This is a genomic window from Streptomyces sp. NPDC051133 (assembly GCF_040682635.1).
In the GTDB taxonomy this organism is placed as follows: Bacteria; Actinomycetota; Actinomycetes; order Streptomycetales; family Streptomycetaceae; genus Streptomyces.
The window spans coordinates 82,035-100,658 of sequence record NZ_JBFBBK010000026.1; the positions used below are offsets into that span (position 1 = coordinate 82,035).

Here is an 18,624-nt window from a genome sequence, read left to right on the forward strand (position 1 = left end):
GGTGCGGCACGTGCGATCGATCTGGAACGGCGCCATCTCCTTCGGCCTCGTCAGCATCCCGATCAAGCTGGTGAACGCCACGGAGAGCCATGCGATCTCCTTCCGCCAGATCCACACCGAGGACAACGGGCGCATCCGCTACCGCAAGGTGTGCGAACTGGAGGAACGCGAGGTCACCCAGGGAGAGATCGGCAAGGCCTACGAGGACGCGGACGGCTCGATCATCCCGATCACCGACGAGGACCTCTCCCACCTGCCGATCCCGACGGCCCGCACCATCGAGATCGTGGCCTTCGTGCCGGCCGACCGCATCGACCCGCTCCAGATGGGCGCGGCCTACTACCTGGCGGCGAGCGGAGCCCCCGCGGCCAAGCCGTACACCCTGCTCCGGGAGGCCCTCAAGCGCAGCAACAAGGTCGCGATCGCCAAGTACGCCCTGCGCGGCCGGGAACGTCTCGGCATGCTCCGGGTGGTCGGCGACGCCATCGCCATGCACGGCCTCCTCTGGCCGGACGAGGTCCGCGCCCCCGAGGGTGTCGCCCCGGACACCTCCGTCACCATCCGTGACAAGGAACTCGACCTCGCGGACGCCCTGATGGACACCCTCGGCGAGGTGGACCTGGAGGATCTGCACGACGAGTACCGGGAGGCACTGGAGGAGGTCATCGCGGCCAAGGCCTCCGGCGAGGCCCCACCGGAGGCCCCCGCCCCGGCGGCCGGCGGCAAGGTCCTGGACCTGATGGCGGCCCTGGAGAACAGCGTGCGGGCGGCCCGCGAATCCCGCGGCGAGGCCCCGGCCGAGGCCGTCGGGGAGGCCGAGGTCAGACCCCTCCCCGGCCGCCGCGCCGCCCCCAAGGAGACGGGCGGCAAGAAGTCGACGTCCACGGCGAAGAAGACGGCTGCCGCCAAGAAGACGCAGCCGGCCCGCAAGTCGACGTCCAAGGCGGCGGAGGGCAAGAAGCCAGCGGCTTCGGCCTCGGCTTCGGCCTCGGCTTCGGCTTCGGCGTCGAAGCGGACGGCTGCGAAGAAGACGGCGACGAAGGCGACGCCGACGAAGACGACGGCGAAGAAGGCGGGCTCCCGCAAGCGGACGGCGTGAGGGGGCCAAGAAGGCAGTGTCCCGCAAGCGGACGGCATGAGGGGGCCCAGTTCATGAGGGGGGCCCGGTTTCGGTTGTCCAGACCACCATGCAAAAGGGGCCTTCCGTTTTCGCCCCCGGCGGCGTACTTTCCGTGTACCCCGCGACGGCGCCTCCCGAGACGCCGGCCCGCCGATTCCGGAACGGCGGGCCGCGCGGGGTCCAAACACGTACGTGAGGCCGGCCACCGAAGCTCCGCGATGCGACGAGTCGCAGTGCCTTCCCGCACGGCATGAGACCGCGGGCATGCCACCTACCCCGAACCCGCTGAGTACGGCAGTGTGGCACCAACTGTCAGCGCTCAACGGGGGTAATGGCGTTGTGGGATCAGTTGCCTGCCTTGGCCGGCGTTCTCGTAGGAGCCGTCGCTTCCTACATGGCGACGAGCCTCACGGAACGCAGCCGGTGGAGAAGAGCCAGAGCCGAACGCTGGGACCAGAAGAGGCTGGACACCTACGCGTCCTACGCCAACGCCCTGAAGCACCAGATCAACATCGCGCAGCGCATGGCGGCAGCGCGGGCCTTCCAGCACGCTGTGGACCCCCTGGACCCGGAGCAGGGCCTCGCGCAGCTCGCGGAGGCGGAGGCGCGGCGTGCAGCCGAGTGGGAATCGGTGCTGCTCATCGGGGATGCCGAGACCATAGCGGCGGCTCGTAAGTGGCACGAAGCCGTGTGGAACGTCGAACTCTATGCCCGCGGCCTGAAGGACGACAGTGCCGGCTGGGAGAGGGCGGTCCGGCACATGAGTGAAGCACGTGACGCCTTCTACGCCCTCGCACGGCGTGACCTGGGCATCACGGGGCCGCCTCCACCGTCCGGCAACTGGCCCCGAGTCTGGCAGCGGCAGGACGAAGCGGACTGACGGCGTGCGCTGACGACGTTCACCACCCGGCCCCCCCGCGAACGCACGGCTGCGCCGGGCGGATGATGGCCCCTGGCCATGCGCCGGATTCAACGGGCGCGGTGCCCCTTCAGGTTGGTCGCATTGTCAGTGCCCCCTGCCATCATCCCGCCATGTTCTACGAAGCCTTGGTGGCCGAATCCCGTAGGAACGACTCGCTCGACGACGTGAGGTCCGCCGCCCTCGACCGCGTCCGCTGGCTCGTCGACCTCATGGAACGTCAGCGGACGGAGCCCCGGTGGGACGCCGCCACGGCGTTGCGGGGACCGCAGGAATTCGAGCGGATCCAAGCGATACGCGCGGCGACCCAGGCCGAGATCGACGGGCGGCTTGCGGCCGCCTCGGACGAGGAGGGCAGGGCCGCAGCCCTGTGCCTGACGCTGGCCTCCCGCTTCGACGACACCGCATCCCGGCGGTACGACTCCGAGATCGAAACCGTGATCTCACGCGTGGACGGCTGGACGCCGGACGAGGTCGCGGTGCTGCTGATCCGCGTCACCGAGTTCGACTTCGGCTTCTGGGCCGCCGGTCCCCTCGGGCTGGCGCTGGATGCCGCCGAGCGGCTCGACGTCGACGGCTGCCGTGCGGTCGCCCCCTGGCTGCGGCACGCTCACGCGAAACTCATGAGCGGCGATGCTCCCGCGCACCTGCACGGGCCGCTCGCCAAACGCCTCCGCGCGTTGCTCGCGAGCGTGGACGAGGCGCACCTCCCCGAGGGGCTCATCCCGCCCCACGCCCCCTGGGCCGCCGCGCTGCGCGATCGTGCGAACACGGTGCCGACGCCGGAGCTGGCCGACTTCGTCCGGCACCTGGGGGGCCTGTCCGGGCCGCGTCCCTCACAGCGGTGGAGGCGCACGTGCCGCACGCTCATGGACGCCGCATCGGCGCGGGACCTGGCGGCCGAGGTCCTGCGGGCGCTGGCCGAGGACGATCCGCTGTGCAGTCGGGAAAGCGGCCCGCCCACCTGTTGGAGTTCCAGCGCGTACCACCACCACTACCTCGTTCACCAGAACGACGGGGACCTGGCGCGTGGCGCCGTCTGGGCGGGCGCACTGACCGGCGGGCCGACAGCCGTGCCGTATCTCGGCGCGCTCGCGCTGCGAGCCGGCGGCCCCAGAGCCGACGTGGTCGAGGACCTCAAGCTCGCGGGCGCGGCGATCAACGCGCTGGCCGAGATCGACGATCCGGCCGCGCTGGAGACGCTGTGGCGGCTGCAATCGCAGATCAGGCACCGGGCTCTGCTCAAGCAGCTCGACACCGCGCTGGTGACCGCCGCCGCAAGGCAGGGGGTCACGGCGGGCCAGCTGATCGAGCGCAGCGTGCCCGGCCACGGTCTGCAGCCGGACGGTTCGCTCGAGCGGGAGCTGGGTGGATACCGGGCGCGCGTGACGGTAGAGGACGCGATGACGGTGCGGCTCACCTACACGGGCCCCGACGGCCGGACTTCCCGTACGGCTCCGGCGGCGGTGAAGAACGGCTTCCCGGACGAGCTCAAGGAGTTGAAGGCCCTGGCCAAGGAGGTGCGGGGCACACTGTCGGCGGAGCGGGTCCGTGTCGAGGCGCTGATGTCGGCCGGGCGCGAGTGGCCGTATGACGAGTGGTGCCGCTACTACCGTGACCATCCGGTCACCGGAACTCTCGTCCGCGGCCTGATCTGGGAGTACCGGAACGTCGAGGACGCGGACGGCGAGTGGCGTGCGACGGCACCGATGGCCGAGCCGCCCGGCGAACCCGAGCGCGTCCGGTTGTGGCATCCGATCCGGGCGACGGCGGATGACATCAGGACATGGCGGGAGCGGCTCGTCGCCGAGCAGCTGCGGCAGCCGTTCAAACAGGCCTTCCGGGAGATCTACCTCCTCACCCCGGCGGAGGAGGAGACCGGCGTCTACTCCAACCGGTTCGCCGCCCACATCGTCCACTACCGGCAGCTCTACGCGCTGTTCAAGGAACGCGGCTGGCAGGCCAACTTCCTCGGCCGGTACGACGGCGGCCACGACGGGAAGGCGCGGGCCGAGTTCGGCGACGGCGAGTGGCGGGCCTGCTTCCACCACGAGCCCGCCGCGGACGACGACGGCGGCTACGCGCCCGAGCACGCCGCGACGGACCAGGTCCGCTTCGAACGGCGGGCCGGCCGGCGCTGGCGGGAGGTTCCGCTATCGCAGGTGCCCCCGCTGGTGTTCAGCGAGGCGATGCGGGACGTCGATCTGTTCGTGGGCGTGACCTCGATCGCCGCCGACCCCGACTGGACCGACCGGGGCGAGGACCGCTATGCCGGGTACTGGCGGACGGCCACGTTCGGTGCGCTGACGGCGAGTGCCGAGGTCCGCCGCGAGACGCTGGAACGCATTCTGCCGCGCCTGAAGATCGCCGGCCGGTGCACGCTCGACGGCCGCTTCCTGGTGGTCCGGGGGGACCTGGGCACGTACAAGATCCATCTGGGTTCGGCCAACATCCTCATGGAACCGGACGACGCCTACCTGTGCATCGTTTCCGCGCCCGGCAAGGGCGACGGCAGGGTCTTCCTGCCGTTCGAGGACGAACGGCTCTCCCTGATCCTCAGCAAGGCGTTCCTGCTCGCCGCCGACACGAAGATCACCGACAAGACGATCCTCCGACAGATCAAGAGAGGCGCCTGATGGACCTCGCCGCCCGGCTGATGCGCGCGCTGACCGACCCGGACTTCCCCCTTCAGGACCAGGACAGGCACCCGGATCTGTCGCAGGTCTCCGACGAGGAGCTCGGCAGCCTGCTCGTGGCGGCCTACCGGGTGGACGCCTCGGCCGCACCCGCGACGAAGGCGGTCCGCTTCGCGGTGGAGAACACGGCTGGGGAACGTCAGCCGCGCTATACGCCCGACGCCTGCCGCCGGATGTTCGAGGCACTCGTCGAAAGGTACGAGGAGCGCGGCTGGGCGGACCTCACCGTTGGCCTCGGCGCGCTCGAGCGCTGCACAGGGCCGCTGCCCGACGTCTCCGAACCGGCCCGCACCCTGGTCGGGTTCTGGCTGGAGAAGGACACCGTGCGTCAGCCGTACGCGCTCCTCGCGATCGCGGGCCACGCCGGCGAGGAGACACTGCGCGCGGCCGTGGAGCACCTCTCCCGGGCCATGGGCCCCATCGTCGCCGACGAGATGGCCGTCATCGCCGGCCTCGCCCCGGCCGAACGGGCACTGCTGTCCGAGATCGACCGGGAACACAGGTTCGTCTCGCCGCTCTCGCACGCGTGGCGCAGGTCGGCCGGCAACTCCGCGTACGTGGCGTTCGCCCGCCGCGCGCTGGAAGCGGCGGCCGACCGCACCGACGCGATCCGGGCGGGCTGGATCCCCTACCGGGCGGACAAGGCGTTCACGGACCGGGAGATCACCACGCTCGGACAGGCCCTGCGGGTGGCGCTGCTGCGCGACGAGCCCTGGCTGCCGGAGCTGTTCGAGCGGCTGCTGCCCGGCGTCGCCCTCGCCCCGACGGCCGCGAAGACGCTCCCCTCCCAGGCCCTGCTGTACGAGGTGGTCCGCGCGGCGCAGGACTTCCCGACGCCCGAGCTGGTGACCGCGATCCGCACCGTGCGCCGGACCGTCCGGCATGCCGGGGTTCCCAAGCAACTCGACAAGATGCTCAAGAAGGCCGACGCGGCTCTGGCCGCACGCACCGACGTGGCACTGCGGTTGCCGAGACTGGGCTTCGACACCGTGTCCCTCCGCGGCTCCGCCGTGGGCGGCGTCCTGCGCCGGACGGCCGGCGACTACCAGGCCGTCGTCACGGTCACCGAGACCGCCACGCTGACCTGGGAGAAGGACGACCACCCGCTGCGCAGTGTCCCCGCTCCGGTCCGCCGCGACCACGCGACCCTGGTCAAGGAGCTGCGCGAGCTGGTGAAGCGAGTGAACGCACAACTCGCCACCCTGGTCCGCGCTTTGGAAGGCGGATTCACCGTCGATGCCGTCCACCCGTACGGCTGGTGGCGCACCGAGCTGGCCGGTCACCCCCTCGCCCGGACCCTCGTACGCCGGCTGATCTGGGAGATCGAGGTCGCACCGGGTGAGTGGCGGGCCGTACTGCCCGAGACGGAGGAGCACCTTCCCGACGCACCCGACGACGCCTCCGTACGGCTCTGGCACCCGATTCGCTCCGAGCTGAGCACTGTGCGCGCCTGGCGGGACCTGCTCACCGAGCGGTGCATACGGCAGCCCTTCAAGCAGGCGTTCCGCGAGATCTACCGCGTCACCCCGGCCGAGCAGCAGACCCGCGTCTACTCCAACCGCTTCGCCGCGCATCTCGTCCACTACCGCACGATGTTCGCCCTTTTCCGGGCCCGGGGATGGAGGAGCGACCGGCTCGGCCCCTGGGACGGCGGGGAAGGCGACGCGGCCGAGCGCACCCTCGCGGCGGGGGAGTGGCGGGCCCGCTTCTTCCACAGCTGGGCCGACTGGGCGGGCGACGACGAACTGGCCTCGACCGACCAGGTGCGGTTCGACCGCAGGGTGGAGGGCACCTGGCGCGAGGCACCGCTCGCCGACGTGCCCCCCCTGGTGTTCAGCGAGGCCATGCGCGACGTGGACCTCTTCGTCGGCGTGACCTCGATCGCCGCCGATCCCGACTGGACCGACGGCGGCCCCGAGCGCGCCTACTGGGAGCGGGCCTCCTTCGCCGAGCTGACCGAGACCGCCGAAGCGCGCCGCGACGCCCTCGAACGGATCCTGCCGCGCCTGAAGATCGCCGACCGGTGCACGCTCGACGGCCGCTTCCTGACCGTCCGCGGCGATCTGCGCACCTACAAGATCCATCTGGGCTCGGCCAACATCCTGATGGAACCGGACGACAGCTACCTGTGCATCGTCCCGGCACGCCGCTCGGGGGACGGCAAGGTGTTCCTGCCGTTCGAGGACGAACGGCTCTCCCTGATCCTCAGCAAGGCGTTCCTGCTGGCCGCCGACACCGACATCACCGACGAGTCCATCCTCATACAGATCAAGCGAGGTGCCTGATGGCCACCGTGACGTTCCGGGACGAGACCGCGACGGGCAAGCCGCTCAGCGAGTGGGAGGTCACCGGACTGCCGGAACGGATGACCGTACGGCAGCTGATCAGGCTCCGGGTCCGCGAGGAGGTCGCCCGGCACAACGCCCGCCCGTCCAACCGCTTCAACGGCCTCGTCCGCCCCGACGACGCCGAGACCGACCTGAACGGCTACCGACTCCGCGAGCCACGCCGCATCGACTGGGAACGCCAGGCCGAAATCGCCGAGCGCGCCTTCCTGACCAACGGATTCTTCATACTGGCCGGCGACCGCCAGGCCGAGTCCCTCGACGAAGTCGTGGATCTCGCAGCCGATCCCGACCTGATCTTCATCAGGCTGGTCGCGCTTGTTGGGGGCTGACGGAGGGGCCCTTGAGGACTAACTGCCGCGTACTGCAGGCGGAGCACATGGGCTGACAGCGCACGCGGCTCCGGAGGCCCTTTTGCCTCACAGACAACATGCTGGTCAGAGACTTGATCGAAGCGAACCAGCTGGTGTCTGTCCACGGATGGTCCACGGGGGTAGTGCTCCTCCGATGGGCCCTCAGGAAGCCCTGATACGCGTTTTTATCGCCCCGTTGCTCAAAGCAACCGCCCGCACGTTACTCTCACAGAACCCACACATGTCAGGGGAGAGCATGCCGTGAGCGACACCTGGGTTGCCATCGACTTCGAGACTGCCAATGCGCACCGCGGAAGCCCGTGCGCAGTTGGTCTTACGGCCGTCGGCCAGGGCCGCATCACCGACCGGATGTATACCCTCATCCGGCCCCCTGCTGCGTACAGGCACTTCGATCCGCACAACACTCGCATACACGGCATCGGGGCTTCCGATGTCGAGAGCGCACCCAGCTGGGCTGAAGCCCTCCAGCAAATCTTGAAGTTCACTGCCGGCAGGACCCTCGTCGCCCACAACGCGGCCTTCGACTTGGGGGTGCTCCGCGATGCCTGTACAGCGGAAGGTAGCCCCTGGCCGACGTTGCGCTATGCCTGCTCCCTCGTCGTTGCCCGGAGGACCTGGCGGCTGATCTCCTACGCGCTGCCCGAGGTCGCCCGACACATTGAGGTGCCGTTGAAGGAGCATCACCAGGCAGGTGCCGATGCAGACGCCGCCGCGCACATCGTGCTCGCGGCCATGCGGCACCACAGAGCCATGAGCCTAGAGCAACTTCTCGCAGAGTTGAGCGTGGTTCACGGCAACGTAGCACCCAACGCATGGTCTGGCTCGCGGAGCACTGGCGCAGGCAAGGGAAAGCCTTCCAGCCCGGTTCCTTGTGCGAACCCGGATGCCGACCCGCACGGCGCGTTCTACGGCAAGACTGTCTGCATCACAGGAACCCTCAGCAGGATGAAGCGGGCTGAGGCTCAGGCTGCCCTCGCTGTTGTAGGCGCCACCCCGGTGGCGAAAGTCAGCGGTAAGACGGACATTCTCGTGGTGGCCACGCCCGACCCGCGGCGGTTCGCTATCGGCTCGGAAAAGAGCGAGAAGCATGGGACGGCCGAGAGGCTGCTGGAGGGCGGACACGACATCGAGATTATCGGTGAGGCAGATTTCTTCGAACGGCTGAACAGCTGACCGTGCGGACGGCCCTACCGTCTGGGCCGTGGGCATCTACGGCCCCCTGTGACGCCGTCCGCTGCTGCAGAGGTTGGCAGGCTTGTTGCAGACCAGCACGGATGCGTCTTGCCGTCGACAATCCTGAGACCGGCCGCTCCACCGGTCCCCTCCGGTTACGCCACCATGTCCGCGAGGGGGCCGGGTGGGCTCCCGGCTCTTCCTGGGGGTGGAAATGCACGAGTTGAAGGAGAACGATCCGCGCGAGTGCGGGGGTTACCAGTTGCTCGGGCGGCTGGGAGCCGGGGGCATGGGGGTCGTGTACCTGGGTCGACAGGTCGATGGGCAGCAGGCAGCGGTCAAGATCATGCGACCTGAGCTGGCCGATGATGCCGCTTTCGTGGAGCGATTCCGCCGTGAGGGGCGGGCGCTGGCTGCATTGCGTAGCCCTTATGTCGTCACGGTTCTCAGGCACTCCGGCGAGAACGAGCGCTCTTATCTGGTAACGGAGTACGTGCCGGGTTCGTCATTGGCCGAACGGCTCGACGCGGGACCCATCCCGCCGGGTGAACTACGGTCCCTTGCAAAGGCATTGGCGCAGGCATTGGAGGCGATTCACGCAGCAGGGATCGTACATCGCGATCTGAAGCCATCGAACGTGCTGTTGGGGCCGAATGGGCCGAAGGTGATCGACTTCGGTATTGCGCAGCTTTTCGATGCCACAGCTGTTACACGCACCGGCTGGCGCCTCGGCACACCCGGGTACCTTGCTCCGGAGCAGCTCACGACAGGGGTCGCTGGAACGGCCGCTGATGTTTTCGCCTGGGGGCTCGTGGTCGCCTCCGCGGCACTGGGGCACCATCCCTTCGGTGCAGGGCCCGCTGAGGGGCTCGCTTACCGCATTCAGCACCATGAGCCTGACTTGCGAGGGTTGCCTTCAGAGCTCGTACCAGCAGTACGCAGTGCCTTGCAGAAGGACCCTCAACAGCGACCCGATAGCGCACAGCTGATCCAGCTCCTGTGGGATCCTCCACCTCTCACGGCGCCTTACACGCTTGCCGTTCCTCCCAGCGGCCCGGCGGTACGGACGCAGTGGACCTTCCTACAGAAGGCTCTTCTCACCGCGTCGCTGGCAGCTGTGGTCTCCGTCGGTTTGGTCGTGTGGCTGCTGACGCAGGGGAAGGCCACAGGATCCGTCACCGCGTCGTCCGATGGCCGATCGGGTCACGTACGCATGACCTCTTCAACGAGTGTTGCGCCCCTGGCAGTTGGCGGTCGCACAGCTACGACAAGTACGCCGTCGATGACGGCAAAGGCGGATGAGACGCCCAAGGTTGCACCCTCGGCGCCCGCCGCGACCCAAGTGCTTACGTTCACGCCCTGGACATTTGGCGAGCCGGCCGCCGACATCGACGTTGTCTCCACTGTGCGCGGTAGCTGTTTCGGCCAGTCATTGGCCATCGTCCGTTCCGACGCATACCGGTGCGTCGTTGGGCAGGAGATCAAGGACCCGTGCTTCAGCCCGCCGAATGATCTGGCTCCGGCCGTTCTCTGTCCGGAAGCCGGGCCGATCGGAAAGGTGATCCGCGTCGACCTCACAGAGGCACTCCCTGACGATGCTGGCATGGAGGATCAGCCGTTTCCCTTCAAAATCACGCTTGCAGACGGGCAAGTCTGCGACTCGTATGAGGGATCAGGTATCGCCATCGCAGGTAAGACGATGACTTTCGCCTGCCCGGACGGCGACCTCTTCGGAGGACCGGACTCCGCAGGAAGCACGTGGACTATCGACTATCGGCCGAAAGGCGCGAGCAGCTTCCAGCCCGTCGATGTTGCCGCCGTGTACGAGTAGCAGTCAGCGGACGGATGTGGCACGGAAGTCTGGTGACCACGGTGAGCCTCTCCGGCAGATCTTGACTGACGCACCTGCCGAACCGGCGTGTCCGGTGACCCCTGAAACAGGGAAGGCTGACCCAGAGGGAACCTCCTGAGCCGGCCCTTCTCTCTTGTGTCCCGGGCCGAGTCCGAACCTGGTGACACCGCTTTAGGAATTCGGTCCGTGCCCGCCCCTGGTGCCATCGTCCGCTGTTCCGACGGTCGCCCAGGGGCACCGTCGTGTGCCGCTGTCCGCCCTCATTGATGGCGGCCGCGGATGCCAGAAGTTGCGCGGGGCCTTACCGCTCATCGAGCGACGACAGCATGGTGCTGAGAAGCCACGCGGCACCGTTCGCTTGCTCACCATCACCATGGGCTGCTTCTACCATCGCCATCAGCGCAGCACCCCTGCCAGTACCGAGGCGGTACACCAGAACTACCCGATCTTGGCGCTTCGGTATCTCGAACGGTGCATGACCGAATCCTGCTGCCCGTAGGCCAGCAGAGATCTCCGCTACCACGTTCTTCTTCGCTCGGGCTGCCCCCACAGCGTTACGAAGCGTCTTGACGCTGACAGCTGCGTAGCCTCTGCCGTCGTCTACGGCCTTCTCAACCTCACTGAGGTCCAACGTTCCCTCCCCTGTAGCAGGCTGTGACCTTACCCGGGGCACCGTGGCCTTATTCATCTCTGGGTGATCGACGGCGAGCCGGCGGGGATGCGGTCGGGTAACGCTCCGAGGGCGCTTGAGTCTTGGAGAAGACCGCTGGTAGTCGTCATGGCCACGCTCCGGTGACTGAGGTCCGTCCACAAATGGTCCACACACAACCGGCCTAACCACAGTTTCTGGGAGAGGGAGTACGCCCGAGCGGCGGTCGTGACACACGGGGTGCTGGTCCGATGGTTTCGTACACGCGTGTGCGTCAGCGCGCCCGGGTCGATCCAGCAGGTGATCGGACGCCACGAAGTCATGCTGCAAGGGCAAGACCAAGCTCGACGGGCCACGCTGGTGGAGCCTCTGCCCGGGCAAGCCCATCAGGGCCCGACGGAGGAGTCGTCTGCATGCCGGGGCGGAGGGACGGGCGACTGCGGCTCGGACGAGGTCAGATTGACGACGGTGTAGGCCGTATCGACGAATGATTGAAGGAGGCGATTCATTTCACGGACCGCCTCTTGCCATTCTCTGAGCGTCTCGCTGCGCTCGTTCCGCCTGGCGGCACGGAACCGCTCGCTGCTGAAGGTGACGTAGTCCGTCATGGTGTTGCCTAGGCTCTTTGCATACTCGGCGACGTCGTCAGGCCCCGTCAGCCGAACGACCTGGGCCCGCTGGAACGCCTCCTCATATAGGCTGACGATGTTTGTTTCGAGGCGTTGCAGCTCGCTCAAGTCAGTTTCCGAGAGCGGTTCGGGTAGGGGCCATGTGCCGGCGAGCAGACGACCAGCGGTGGCGATCGTGTCGCGCAACTTCTCGACAGCAACGACGAAGTCGACGTAGGTCTCGCGCCGGGTCTCTAGCTGCCACTTTCGCAGCTCGGATTTTTGTCCCTCCCGGTCCCTCACGTGATTGGCCTCGTTATTCATTCCGGCGACCTCAAGCTGAGTGTTCAACTGCTCCGTCACTTGCTCTCGCTGGGCGTCGAGCTGCTGCTTGAGCATTGCTTGTTGAGCCGCAAGCTGTTTGTCTAGCTGCTTGCGGCTGGCGCGGTTGTTGATGTAGGAGACAGCCGCTGTGACGACACCGGCGCCGAGCGCTCCGACACCGGCGCCCAGGGCGGCCCCCCACCAAGGGGCTGCGGCGGCAGTGGCAGTGGTCGCATGGGCGAGCTCGAGGAACATGGGGACAGTCTGCAGCGGGGCTCCCCTGTCCGTCAGGCGAACGGATACGTCAAGGAGGGGCGCCGGCGCGAGGGCACTCACACCCCCGCTCGCTCAGCCATCCGCGGTCGACTCAGCCACCCGATACCCTTGTCTGACTCAACTTCGCAGGCAGGGGATGGTGGGTCGCTGGCTCTCGCCGCACCGGGCGTTGCGCAGGGCGGTGGACAACTGCGGGGTGCACGTGAGGTACATTAAGCGATTTGAGATGGCTACTGGCGCGTCGGGCGGCCAGCCTTCTATCGTTCGCTAAGGTGCCAATCGGAGGAAGCCCGTGACTGAGGTTCATGGTTTTCGCAGCAACATGTTCTGTGAGCGGGCAGTGTTGGGGAACGAGGCCAGCGTCGAGCAGTTCTTCGTGAACCGGCTTATCTCCGCCCTCGACTATGCGGACAGCCAGGTGCGCCCGAAAGAATCCCTGGATGAGTTGATGGTCAACCAGGGGCGCAGTCGCAAGAGGTATCGCCCGGACTATGCGCTGGAAGTCGACGGCACCGTGCGTTGGGTCATCGAGGCTAAGGCAGTCAGCGAGAGCCTTGAGCCCTTCGTTGGGCAAGCGGCCAGCTACTGCCATCAACTAAATGCCTCGCATCATGATGGTAACCCTGTCACTCATTTCCTCATGACGAATGGGCTCATGACGGAGCTCTATGAGTGGGATCGACAGGACCCGATCTTGAGGCTGTCATTTACCGACTTCGATGAGAGCAATCCGAAGTGGAAGCAGCTCAAGGAGACGCTGAGTCCCGATAGCCTTTCATCGCGACGTTGGGCGGTTCAACCCTCGCTCTTCGAATCCTCGTTCATCATCAAACAGGCTTCCATCTCTGATATTAATGCCGCCTTCGCATGGTGTCATAAACTCATCTATCGGCGAGAAAACTACAGTTACTCGGCTGCCTTCATGGAGTTCGTGAAGGTTGTCTTTCTGAAATTGTTGAGCGACAAAGCGGTCCACAATAACAGCAAGGCCGTTTTTGCTGGCGACGGAACGATTGAGATTCCAGCCTCTGAGGTGAAGTTCTCCCTGTCCTGGATCGAAAGGATGGAGGAGGATAGCCCGAACCCGGTGGCCGATATCCGCTTCCGCAATCTCGTCCGAGATCTCGAAGAAGAGATCAGGCAGCGCAAGAAGAAGCGTATTTTCAGCCCCGAGGAGATCCTCGACCTCTCGCCTGAGACTATAAAGGGCGTCGTAGGTAAGCTGGAAAAGATCGATCTTTACAGCATGGATTCAGACCTCAATGGTCGTTTGTTTGAGACGTTCCTCAACGCGACTCTCCGAGGTAAGGACCTGGGGCAGTTCTTTACGCCCCGTAGCGTCGTAAAACTGGCCACACGGCTGGCGGATCTTAAGGTGAGCCGCGAACACGTCGACACGGTTATTGACGCGTGCTGTGGAACCGGTGGATTCCTTATTGAATCCCTTTCGGACATGTGGGCTAAGGTTGACTCTAATCACGCCATCTCTCCCTCGGAGAAGTCTCGTATCCGAGATGAGATCGCGACGGAGCACATCTTCGGCATTGACGTAGCTAAAGAGCCTGCCTTGGCGCGTATTGCTCGAATCAACATGTATCTTCACGGCGACGGAGGGAGCCGTGTTTATCAGGTAGATGCGCTCGATAAGCGTTTCCACAGCCATGCAGCTGAAAGCCAAGAGGCGCGTAGCGAAAAGGAAGAGTTCAAGCGTATCGCTGCCAAGCAGGTCTTCGACGTTGCGCTTACGAATCCTCCCTTTGCGAAGGAGTATGCGCGGAAGACGGACGCTGAGCGCCAGATCCTTGAACAGTACGAACTGGCTTATCAAACCACCGCCCGACGCCGTACTCCGGTCGCCAGGTTGAAGTCCAGCATGATGTTCATCGAGCGCTATCACGATTTGTTGAAGCCTGGTGGTCGCCTGGTGACCGTGATCGACGATTCAATTCTGGGCGGAGATCGCGAGGAAAGGGTGCGCTCTTTCATCCGCGAAAAATTCATTGTGGTAGCCGTTGTGTCTCTTCCGGGAGACGCGTTTCAGAGGTCGCAGGCTCGAGTAAAGACTTCCATTCGATGAAGTAAATCGGAAAGCGGCAGAGGAAGAGACGGACAAGGTCGCTACGCTCTATCGAGCTTTCCTGAGTGGCGATAGTGCGGCTAGTGACTGGATCGTCCCCGCTGACGCCATCAGCGAGCGTATGGACGTGAAGGCCTGCCTGCCAAGCGCAGGTAGGAACGTGGAGAAGTGGAAGAGGGAAGGTCATAGGGTTGCTGAAGTGCGAGAGCTGCTTCGTCCCGCCTTCCTCGATCCCGAAGACGTAACTGCGCTGAGTTCCGAGCGGTCCGAAGACGTGATTCTGGCCGCAGACAGCGATGAGATGGTCACCCTTCTCAGGGTGCGGTATGACGGGACCGCCGAATCGGGCGAGACTATCGCCGCTTCAGATTCCACATATGACACTCTCTACAGAGTGCGGGCCGGCGACATCGTCATCAGCCATATCAACGCCGTCCATGGCGCCATTGCAGTAATCCCGGATCAGTTGGACGGTCTGGTTGCGACGAAGGAATACACAGTCTGTCGGCCACACGTGGGATACCACCCGTTCCTGATTTGGCAGATGCTGCGGACGCCCGAGGCTAGAGCCGATCTCCTGCTTTCCTCAACCGGCATGGGACGGACCCGCGTTGACTGGAATATCGTGTCCAAGCTCCAGTTGCCCGTGCCCTCAGAGGAAGTAAGCAAGGCGACCGTCGACGCGATTCAGAAAGCGCGAGATTTGGAGCAGCAAGCACGCGAGTTGTACCAATCGGCGGGCACGTCTATCGGTACGGCTTTGAACTTGGATAACCAAGAGGCGCGAGCTCTGCTTGCAGCTTTCAAGCCCCCTAGGTAGTACAGCGCCGGCAACCTGGTGCGACGACGCGTGCCTGGTCGCTGAGACCTCATGGGACGGTTGGCGCCGACCGCTGGGTTGCTGTACTTCGCTGCTGCACTGCCGTGGTCCGGGGTGCCGGCAGAGCAGCCCACGGGCAGATCTCGGTCGCCAAGCTTTCAGTACCGAAGAATCGACGGGCCGGTCTCTGACCGGCGGTCGTGTGATTGACCAACGCTGCGACCTGTGATTTAGCTGACGGCGGTTGTCAGCGTTAGTCATCGTTGAGCACCCACTGCCTGTCCGGAGACGGCCCAGTTTTTCTGAACACCGTGAGTGGGTGATGGGCCGTTGGTACGGTCCTCCCGTGACGGATCTGATGGGGGTGCTTCAGCTCCTCGGGGCGGGCAGTGCTGGCGCAGTCGTTGCCCAATATGTCAGCGCCGCGCCGGAGCGCCGTCAGGCTCGAGCTGCTGCTCGGACCGCCATGACGGCTTTGGAAGAAGCGATTTGGTCACAAGGCGATCCGCAAGAGTGGTCAAGGCTGCGTAGAGCGGTACATGCTTTTGAGTCAGCCGCCATGATCGCCGGTGTGCCGCGTGAAATCTCCGAGTGGTACGTGACGACGCGGGTGGCCTTTTTTAAGGAGAGTCGTCGCAGCTTTGAGAGACATCCCGATCCGGAGTATGGTGGAGGTGTAGATGGGCGCCATTTCCGTGGCTTGAACACGGCTACTGAGATCGTTTACCGAGCTCTTTGGCATCCACAACGTTCACGGCTCTTCTGGAGGCCGCACCTCAAACGGGCTAGAGCGGATGCCCTAACTGCTACAGAAGACTCACCCGATCTCCTTCGCAACTTGAACGAGCGCCGAAGTATTTGAGTGTCCACACCCTTCTGTGCGCGGCCCTGGTCCAGCACTCGACGTTTCTTCGGTGACAGGCAAGCGGCCGGTAGTTTGGTTCCCTGAGTGTTCCCTAGTGAGCAAATTTCTCAAGGTATCGTATCGCTGCACGCAGCCTGTCGATACTGTCATTCGCGTGTCCGATGATGAGGTTGCAACTGTGACAGAGTGCCCCTCGTACGCACTTTCCACATGAGCGTGAGCTATTGCCGACTCTGGGGCAGCATTTATGGTCGTGGTCTATGTGGAGGTTTCTGGCGGAGCCGGATTCTCCCGATCCACACATGTGACACCCTTTAGAAATGATCTCCTTAAGTTCCGGGACTGTCAAAGAAAATCGGCGGGCTTGCTCGTATAGATTTCTGCACTCCTTGCAGCGCGATGCCACTATTGAAATGCTTCCGCGTGCATAGCTATCGAATTCTGTCGTGGGCTTCTGCTCCTCACAGACATAGCATTGTTTATATTTGCCGCATTTCGAAAGGCGCGGAATGTTGTCTCGAAGGGGGGCTAGTTGCTTTCCCTCCCATTTCTGACGGTAGTGTCCTTGACATAGGCCGTCAGAATGGCTGGGTTTTTGGCAGGACTCAAAGCGGCATGCGGCGTTGGCGTCTCTTCGGGACTTCCGTGCACATTCAGGGTCGCAGTATTTCTTCGTTCTTCGTCGCGCTTCAACCCGGGCGCCACAGTATCCGCATGCAAGAACAAACTTGACGCTTTCTCTGCTCAATTTGGACCTTTCGTGGCCAAGGTGCTAGCTCGGCTTCACGGTGTCTTCTTTGGATGAGGCATCGTGGAGAGCTTCTAGCAGGACGTTGTAACGCGGATGTGCTCACGGCTCGGCCGTCCGGGCCGGGTGTGAACGTCGTGTGTCATGTAGCAGACAGTAGTGTTCCACGCATCTCGACCACGCCCCCTAGCTCCCATCCCGTACGCCGTCGACCCACACACCGTGGAGCGGGCGTGGTTCCTGGCGTCCAGGTGGAGCGCGCTACTGTACGAACGACCTGGACGCCAGGGGCCGCGTCTGCTCGGCTCTGCCTGGGTCGGCGGCGTACGGGATGGGAGCCCCCCGCTCCCGCCACTACGGGCCCGCAGCCGAGAACGGCGCCCCCTCCATCCCGGTGCCGGCCGATCCCCCGCCGGAGGCACAGTTCTGGCCGGGGCCGCTTCCATGCTGCAGTCAACTGATGGCCTCCGGATCGTTGCTATGCGCGCGGCACGGGCGCCGGCCGGGCTGGAGCGGGGCGGAGACTGGAGCGCAGGCCCGGCCGGGGGCCGGGCCGCGCGCGGTGAGCGGAGCGAGCCGCCTTGAACCCGTAGAGAAAGTTGTTACTCAGGCTTCGTCGTGATGCGCCACAGGGGCGCGTCGTACTGCTCCGGCCGGCTGTCGATGAGTAGCTGGCGCAGGGCGTGGCGCTGAGAGCCGTTGAGGTTCAGGGCCTCGGTGATGCGGCGGAACGTCGTGTGGGTGACTCCGCGGCGGCGAGCCTCCTCCTCGAACTGGTCGAGCTGCGGGAGTACTGCTTCGCTGTCGAGCTTCAAGGGCGGCTGGTCCTTCAGCCACGCGGCCTTGTTGCGCTCGTAGTCGATCTCGGAGAAGCCGCAGATCTCGCGGCTGTATGCCTCGACCTCGTCTAGGAGGGCGGTTGTCATGATGGCTCGGGCCAAGCTGTTGCGGTTCACCGCCTCGTCCAGGTCGACTTCGTGGACCCTTGGGCCCTCGTCGGTGAGTGCCACGGGTAGGCCGGCATCGCGTACCTCACAGGTGCCCCGCACTCCTCGTGCCGTGGCGGCGAGCATCGCGGTTGCTTCGGACGGGTGCCACTCGAGGACCGTGCTGATCCGCTCTACGTCGGCCGCGGTGAGGGTGTGGACGAGAGAAGCGAGTATCGGGCGTAGGTCGTCCGGGGAGAGTTCGCCGTCCAGGCCGGGACCGGCGACCAGCAGGCGAATCGACGCGTTCACCTGGCAGGCGGCGGCCAAGGTGACGGCGTCGGCGAGTGGGCTCTTCAGTGTGGGCTCGTCGCCTCGCGCAAGGATGTCGCCGCCGACGTCCAGGAGATCAATCGACTCCGGCTCGAAGTGACTGATCAGCTCCTCCAGTTGGCGCGTGACGCCTTCGACGCCTTGGTGCGGGTCGAGCAAAGCAAAGGTGTGCGGGAGTTCCGCTGCGAGTCGCGGGAGTGTGGATCCTGCGGGAGCGATCGCGTGGGCATCGGCCGGCACTGCCGAGACTGCTGGGGTGATCCGCTCGAGGCCGGTGAAGTCGCGGGCTCCTCGTGGCCCCGGCACTGGATCGATGAGGAGGCGATCCCATGCGTACGTCAGGATCACCGCCTGGTCCTCGTCGCCGTACAGGGCGGCGCTGAGCATTGCGGCGGCGACTGCGTCGCCACCTCCTCCTGCTGCGACGATCAACCGCGTCATGTCATCAGCGTACGGGTTTCAATGTTGGCCACTCACCCTATAGTGGCTGGAGGCCATAGCCAGTTGAATAGGGAGGGA

At 65.3% G+C, this 18,624-nt stretch carries 14 protein-coding genes; 10 read left to right on the plus strand and 4 right to left on the minus strand.

The annotated features are described in order from the left end of the window. Positions 1-10: 10 nt before the first annotated feature. From AB0N17_RS25940 to AB0N17_RS25970, 7 genes are all read left to right on the plus strand, one after another. On the plus strand, positions 11-1,099 hold the full coding sequence (locus AB0N17_RS25940; protein ID WP_366013880.1) for a Ku protein: 1,089 nt from the start codon (positions 11-13) through the stop codon (positions 1,097-1,099). A 415-nt stretch (positions 1,100-1,514) separates the two neighbouring features. Next, positions 1,515-2,000 (plus strand): hypothetical protein, encoded by a 486-nt coding sequence (locus AB0N17_RS25945; RefSeq protein WP_366013881.1) that lies wholly within the window; start codon positions 1,515-1,517, stop codon positions 1,998-2,000. 152 nt (positions 2,001-2,152) lie between these two features. Beyond that, the gene (locus AB0N17_RS25950) at positions 2,153-4,675 is read left to right on the plus strand and encodes a DUF4132 domain-containing protein (RefSeq protein WP_366013882.1); all 2,523 of its coding nucleotides are present in this window, start codon (positions 2,153-2,155) and stop codon (positions 4,673-4,675) included. Next, entirely contained in the window at positions 4,675-7,020 is a 2,346-nt protein-coding gene (locus AB0N17_RS25955) for a DUF4132 domain-containing protein (protein ID WP_366013883.1), read from the plus strand. The genes AB0N17_RS25950 and AB0N17_RS25955 overlap by 1 nt, the downstream gene beginning before the upstream one ends. Further along, entirely contained in the window at positions 7,020-7,412 is a 393-nt protein-coding gene (locus tag AB0N17_RS25960; protein WP_366013884.1) for a hypothetical protein, read from the plus strand. Before AB0N17_RS25955 ends, AB0N17_RS25960 begins: the two co-directional genes overlap by 1 nt. Positions 7,413-7,694: 282 nt before the next feature. Continuing rightward, positions 7,695-8,627 carry an exonuclease domain-containing protein gene (locus tag AB0N17_RS25965; RefSeq protein ID WP_366013885.1) on the plus strand — a complete coding sequence of 311 codons (933 nt, stop codon included), beginning with the start codon at positions 7,695-7,697 and terminating at the stop codon, positions 8,625-8,627. A gap of 214 nt (positions 8,628-8,841) precedes the next feature. Then, positions 8,842-10,458, plus strand: a complete 1,617-nt coding sequence (locus AB0N17_RS25970; RefSeq protein ID WP_366013939.1) for a serine/threonine-protein kinase — start codon at positions 8,842-8,844, stop codon at positions 10,456-10,458. A gap of 322 nt (positions 10,459-10,780) precedes the next feature. Here the strand turns inward: AB0N17_RS25970 and AB0N17_RS25975 are convergent, their stop codons facing one another. Both AB0N17_RS25975 and AB0N17_RS25980 read right to left on the minus strand, forming a co-directional pair. Next, entirely contained in the window at positions 10,781-11,110 is a 330-nt protein-coding gene (locus AB0N17_RS25975) for a hypothetical protein (protein WP_366013886.1), read from the minus strand. Positions 11,111-11,514: 404 nt separating this feature from the next. Then, the gene (locus AB0N17_RS25980) at positions 11,515-12,315 is read right to left on the minus strand and encodes a hypothetical protein (protein WP_366013887.1); all 801 of its coding nucleotides are present in this window, start codon (positions 12,313-12,315) and stop codon (positions 11,515-11,517) included. Positions 12,316-12,628: 313 nt separating this feature from the next. Between AB0N17_RS25980 and AB0N17_RS25985 the strand changes: the two genes are divergently transcribed. The 3 genes from AB0N17_RS25985 to AB0N17_RS25995 all read left to right on the plus strand — a co-directional run bounded on the left by AB0N17_RS25985 (position 12,629) and on the right by AB0N17_RS25995 (position 16,095). After that, complete coding sequence (locus tag AB0N17_RS25985) at positions 12,629-14,413, plus strand: N-6 DNA methylase (RefSeq protein WP_366013888.1); 1,785 nt, start codon at positions 12,629-12,631, stop codon at positions 14,411-14,413. A gap of 121 nt (positions 14,414-14,534) precedes the next feature. Further along, complete coding sequence (locus AB0N17_RS25990; RefSeq protein WP_366013889.1) at positions 14,535-15,233, plus strand: hypothetical protein; 699 nt, start codon at positions 14,535-14,537, stop codon at positions 15,231-15,233. Between the two features lie 346 nt (positions 15,234-15,579). Further along, positions 15,580-16,095, plus strand: a complete 516-nt coding sequence (locus AB0N17_RS25995; RefSeq protein ID WP_366013890.1) for a hypothetical protein — start codon at positions 15,580-15,582, stop codon at positions 16,093-16,095. 94 nt (positions 16,096-16,189) lie between these two features. Here the strand turns inward: AB0N17_RS25995 and AB0N17_RS26000 are convergent, their stop codons facing one another. Both AB0N17_RS26000 and AB0N17_RS26005 read right to left on the minus strand, forming a co-directional pair. After that, positions 16,190-16,504, minus strand: a complete 315-nt coding sequence (locus tag AB0N17_RS26000; RefSeq protein ID WP_366013891.1) for an endonuclease domain-containing protein — start codon at positions 16,502-16,504, stop codon at positions 16,190-16,192. A 944-nt stretch (positions 16,505-17,448) separates the two neighbouring features. Further along, positions 17,449-18,546, minus strand: coding sequence for a DUF1152 domain-containing protein (locus AB0N17_RS26005; protein ID WP_366013892.1), 1,098 nt, complete (start codon positions 18,544-18,546; stop codon positions 17,449-17,451). Positions 18,547-18,624 lie beyond the last annotated feature (78 nt).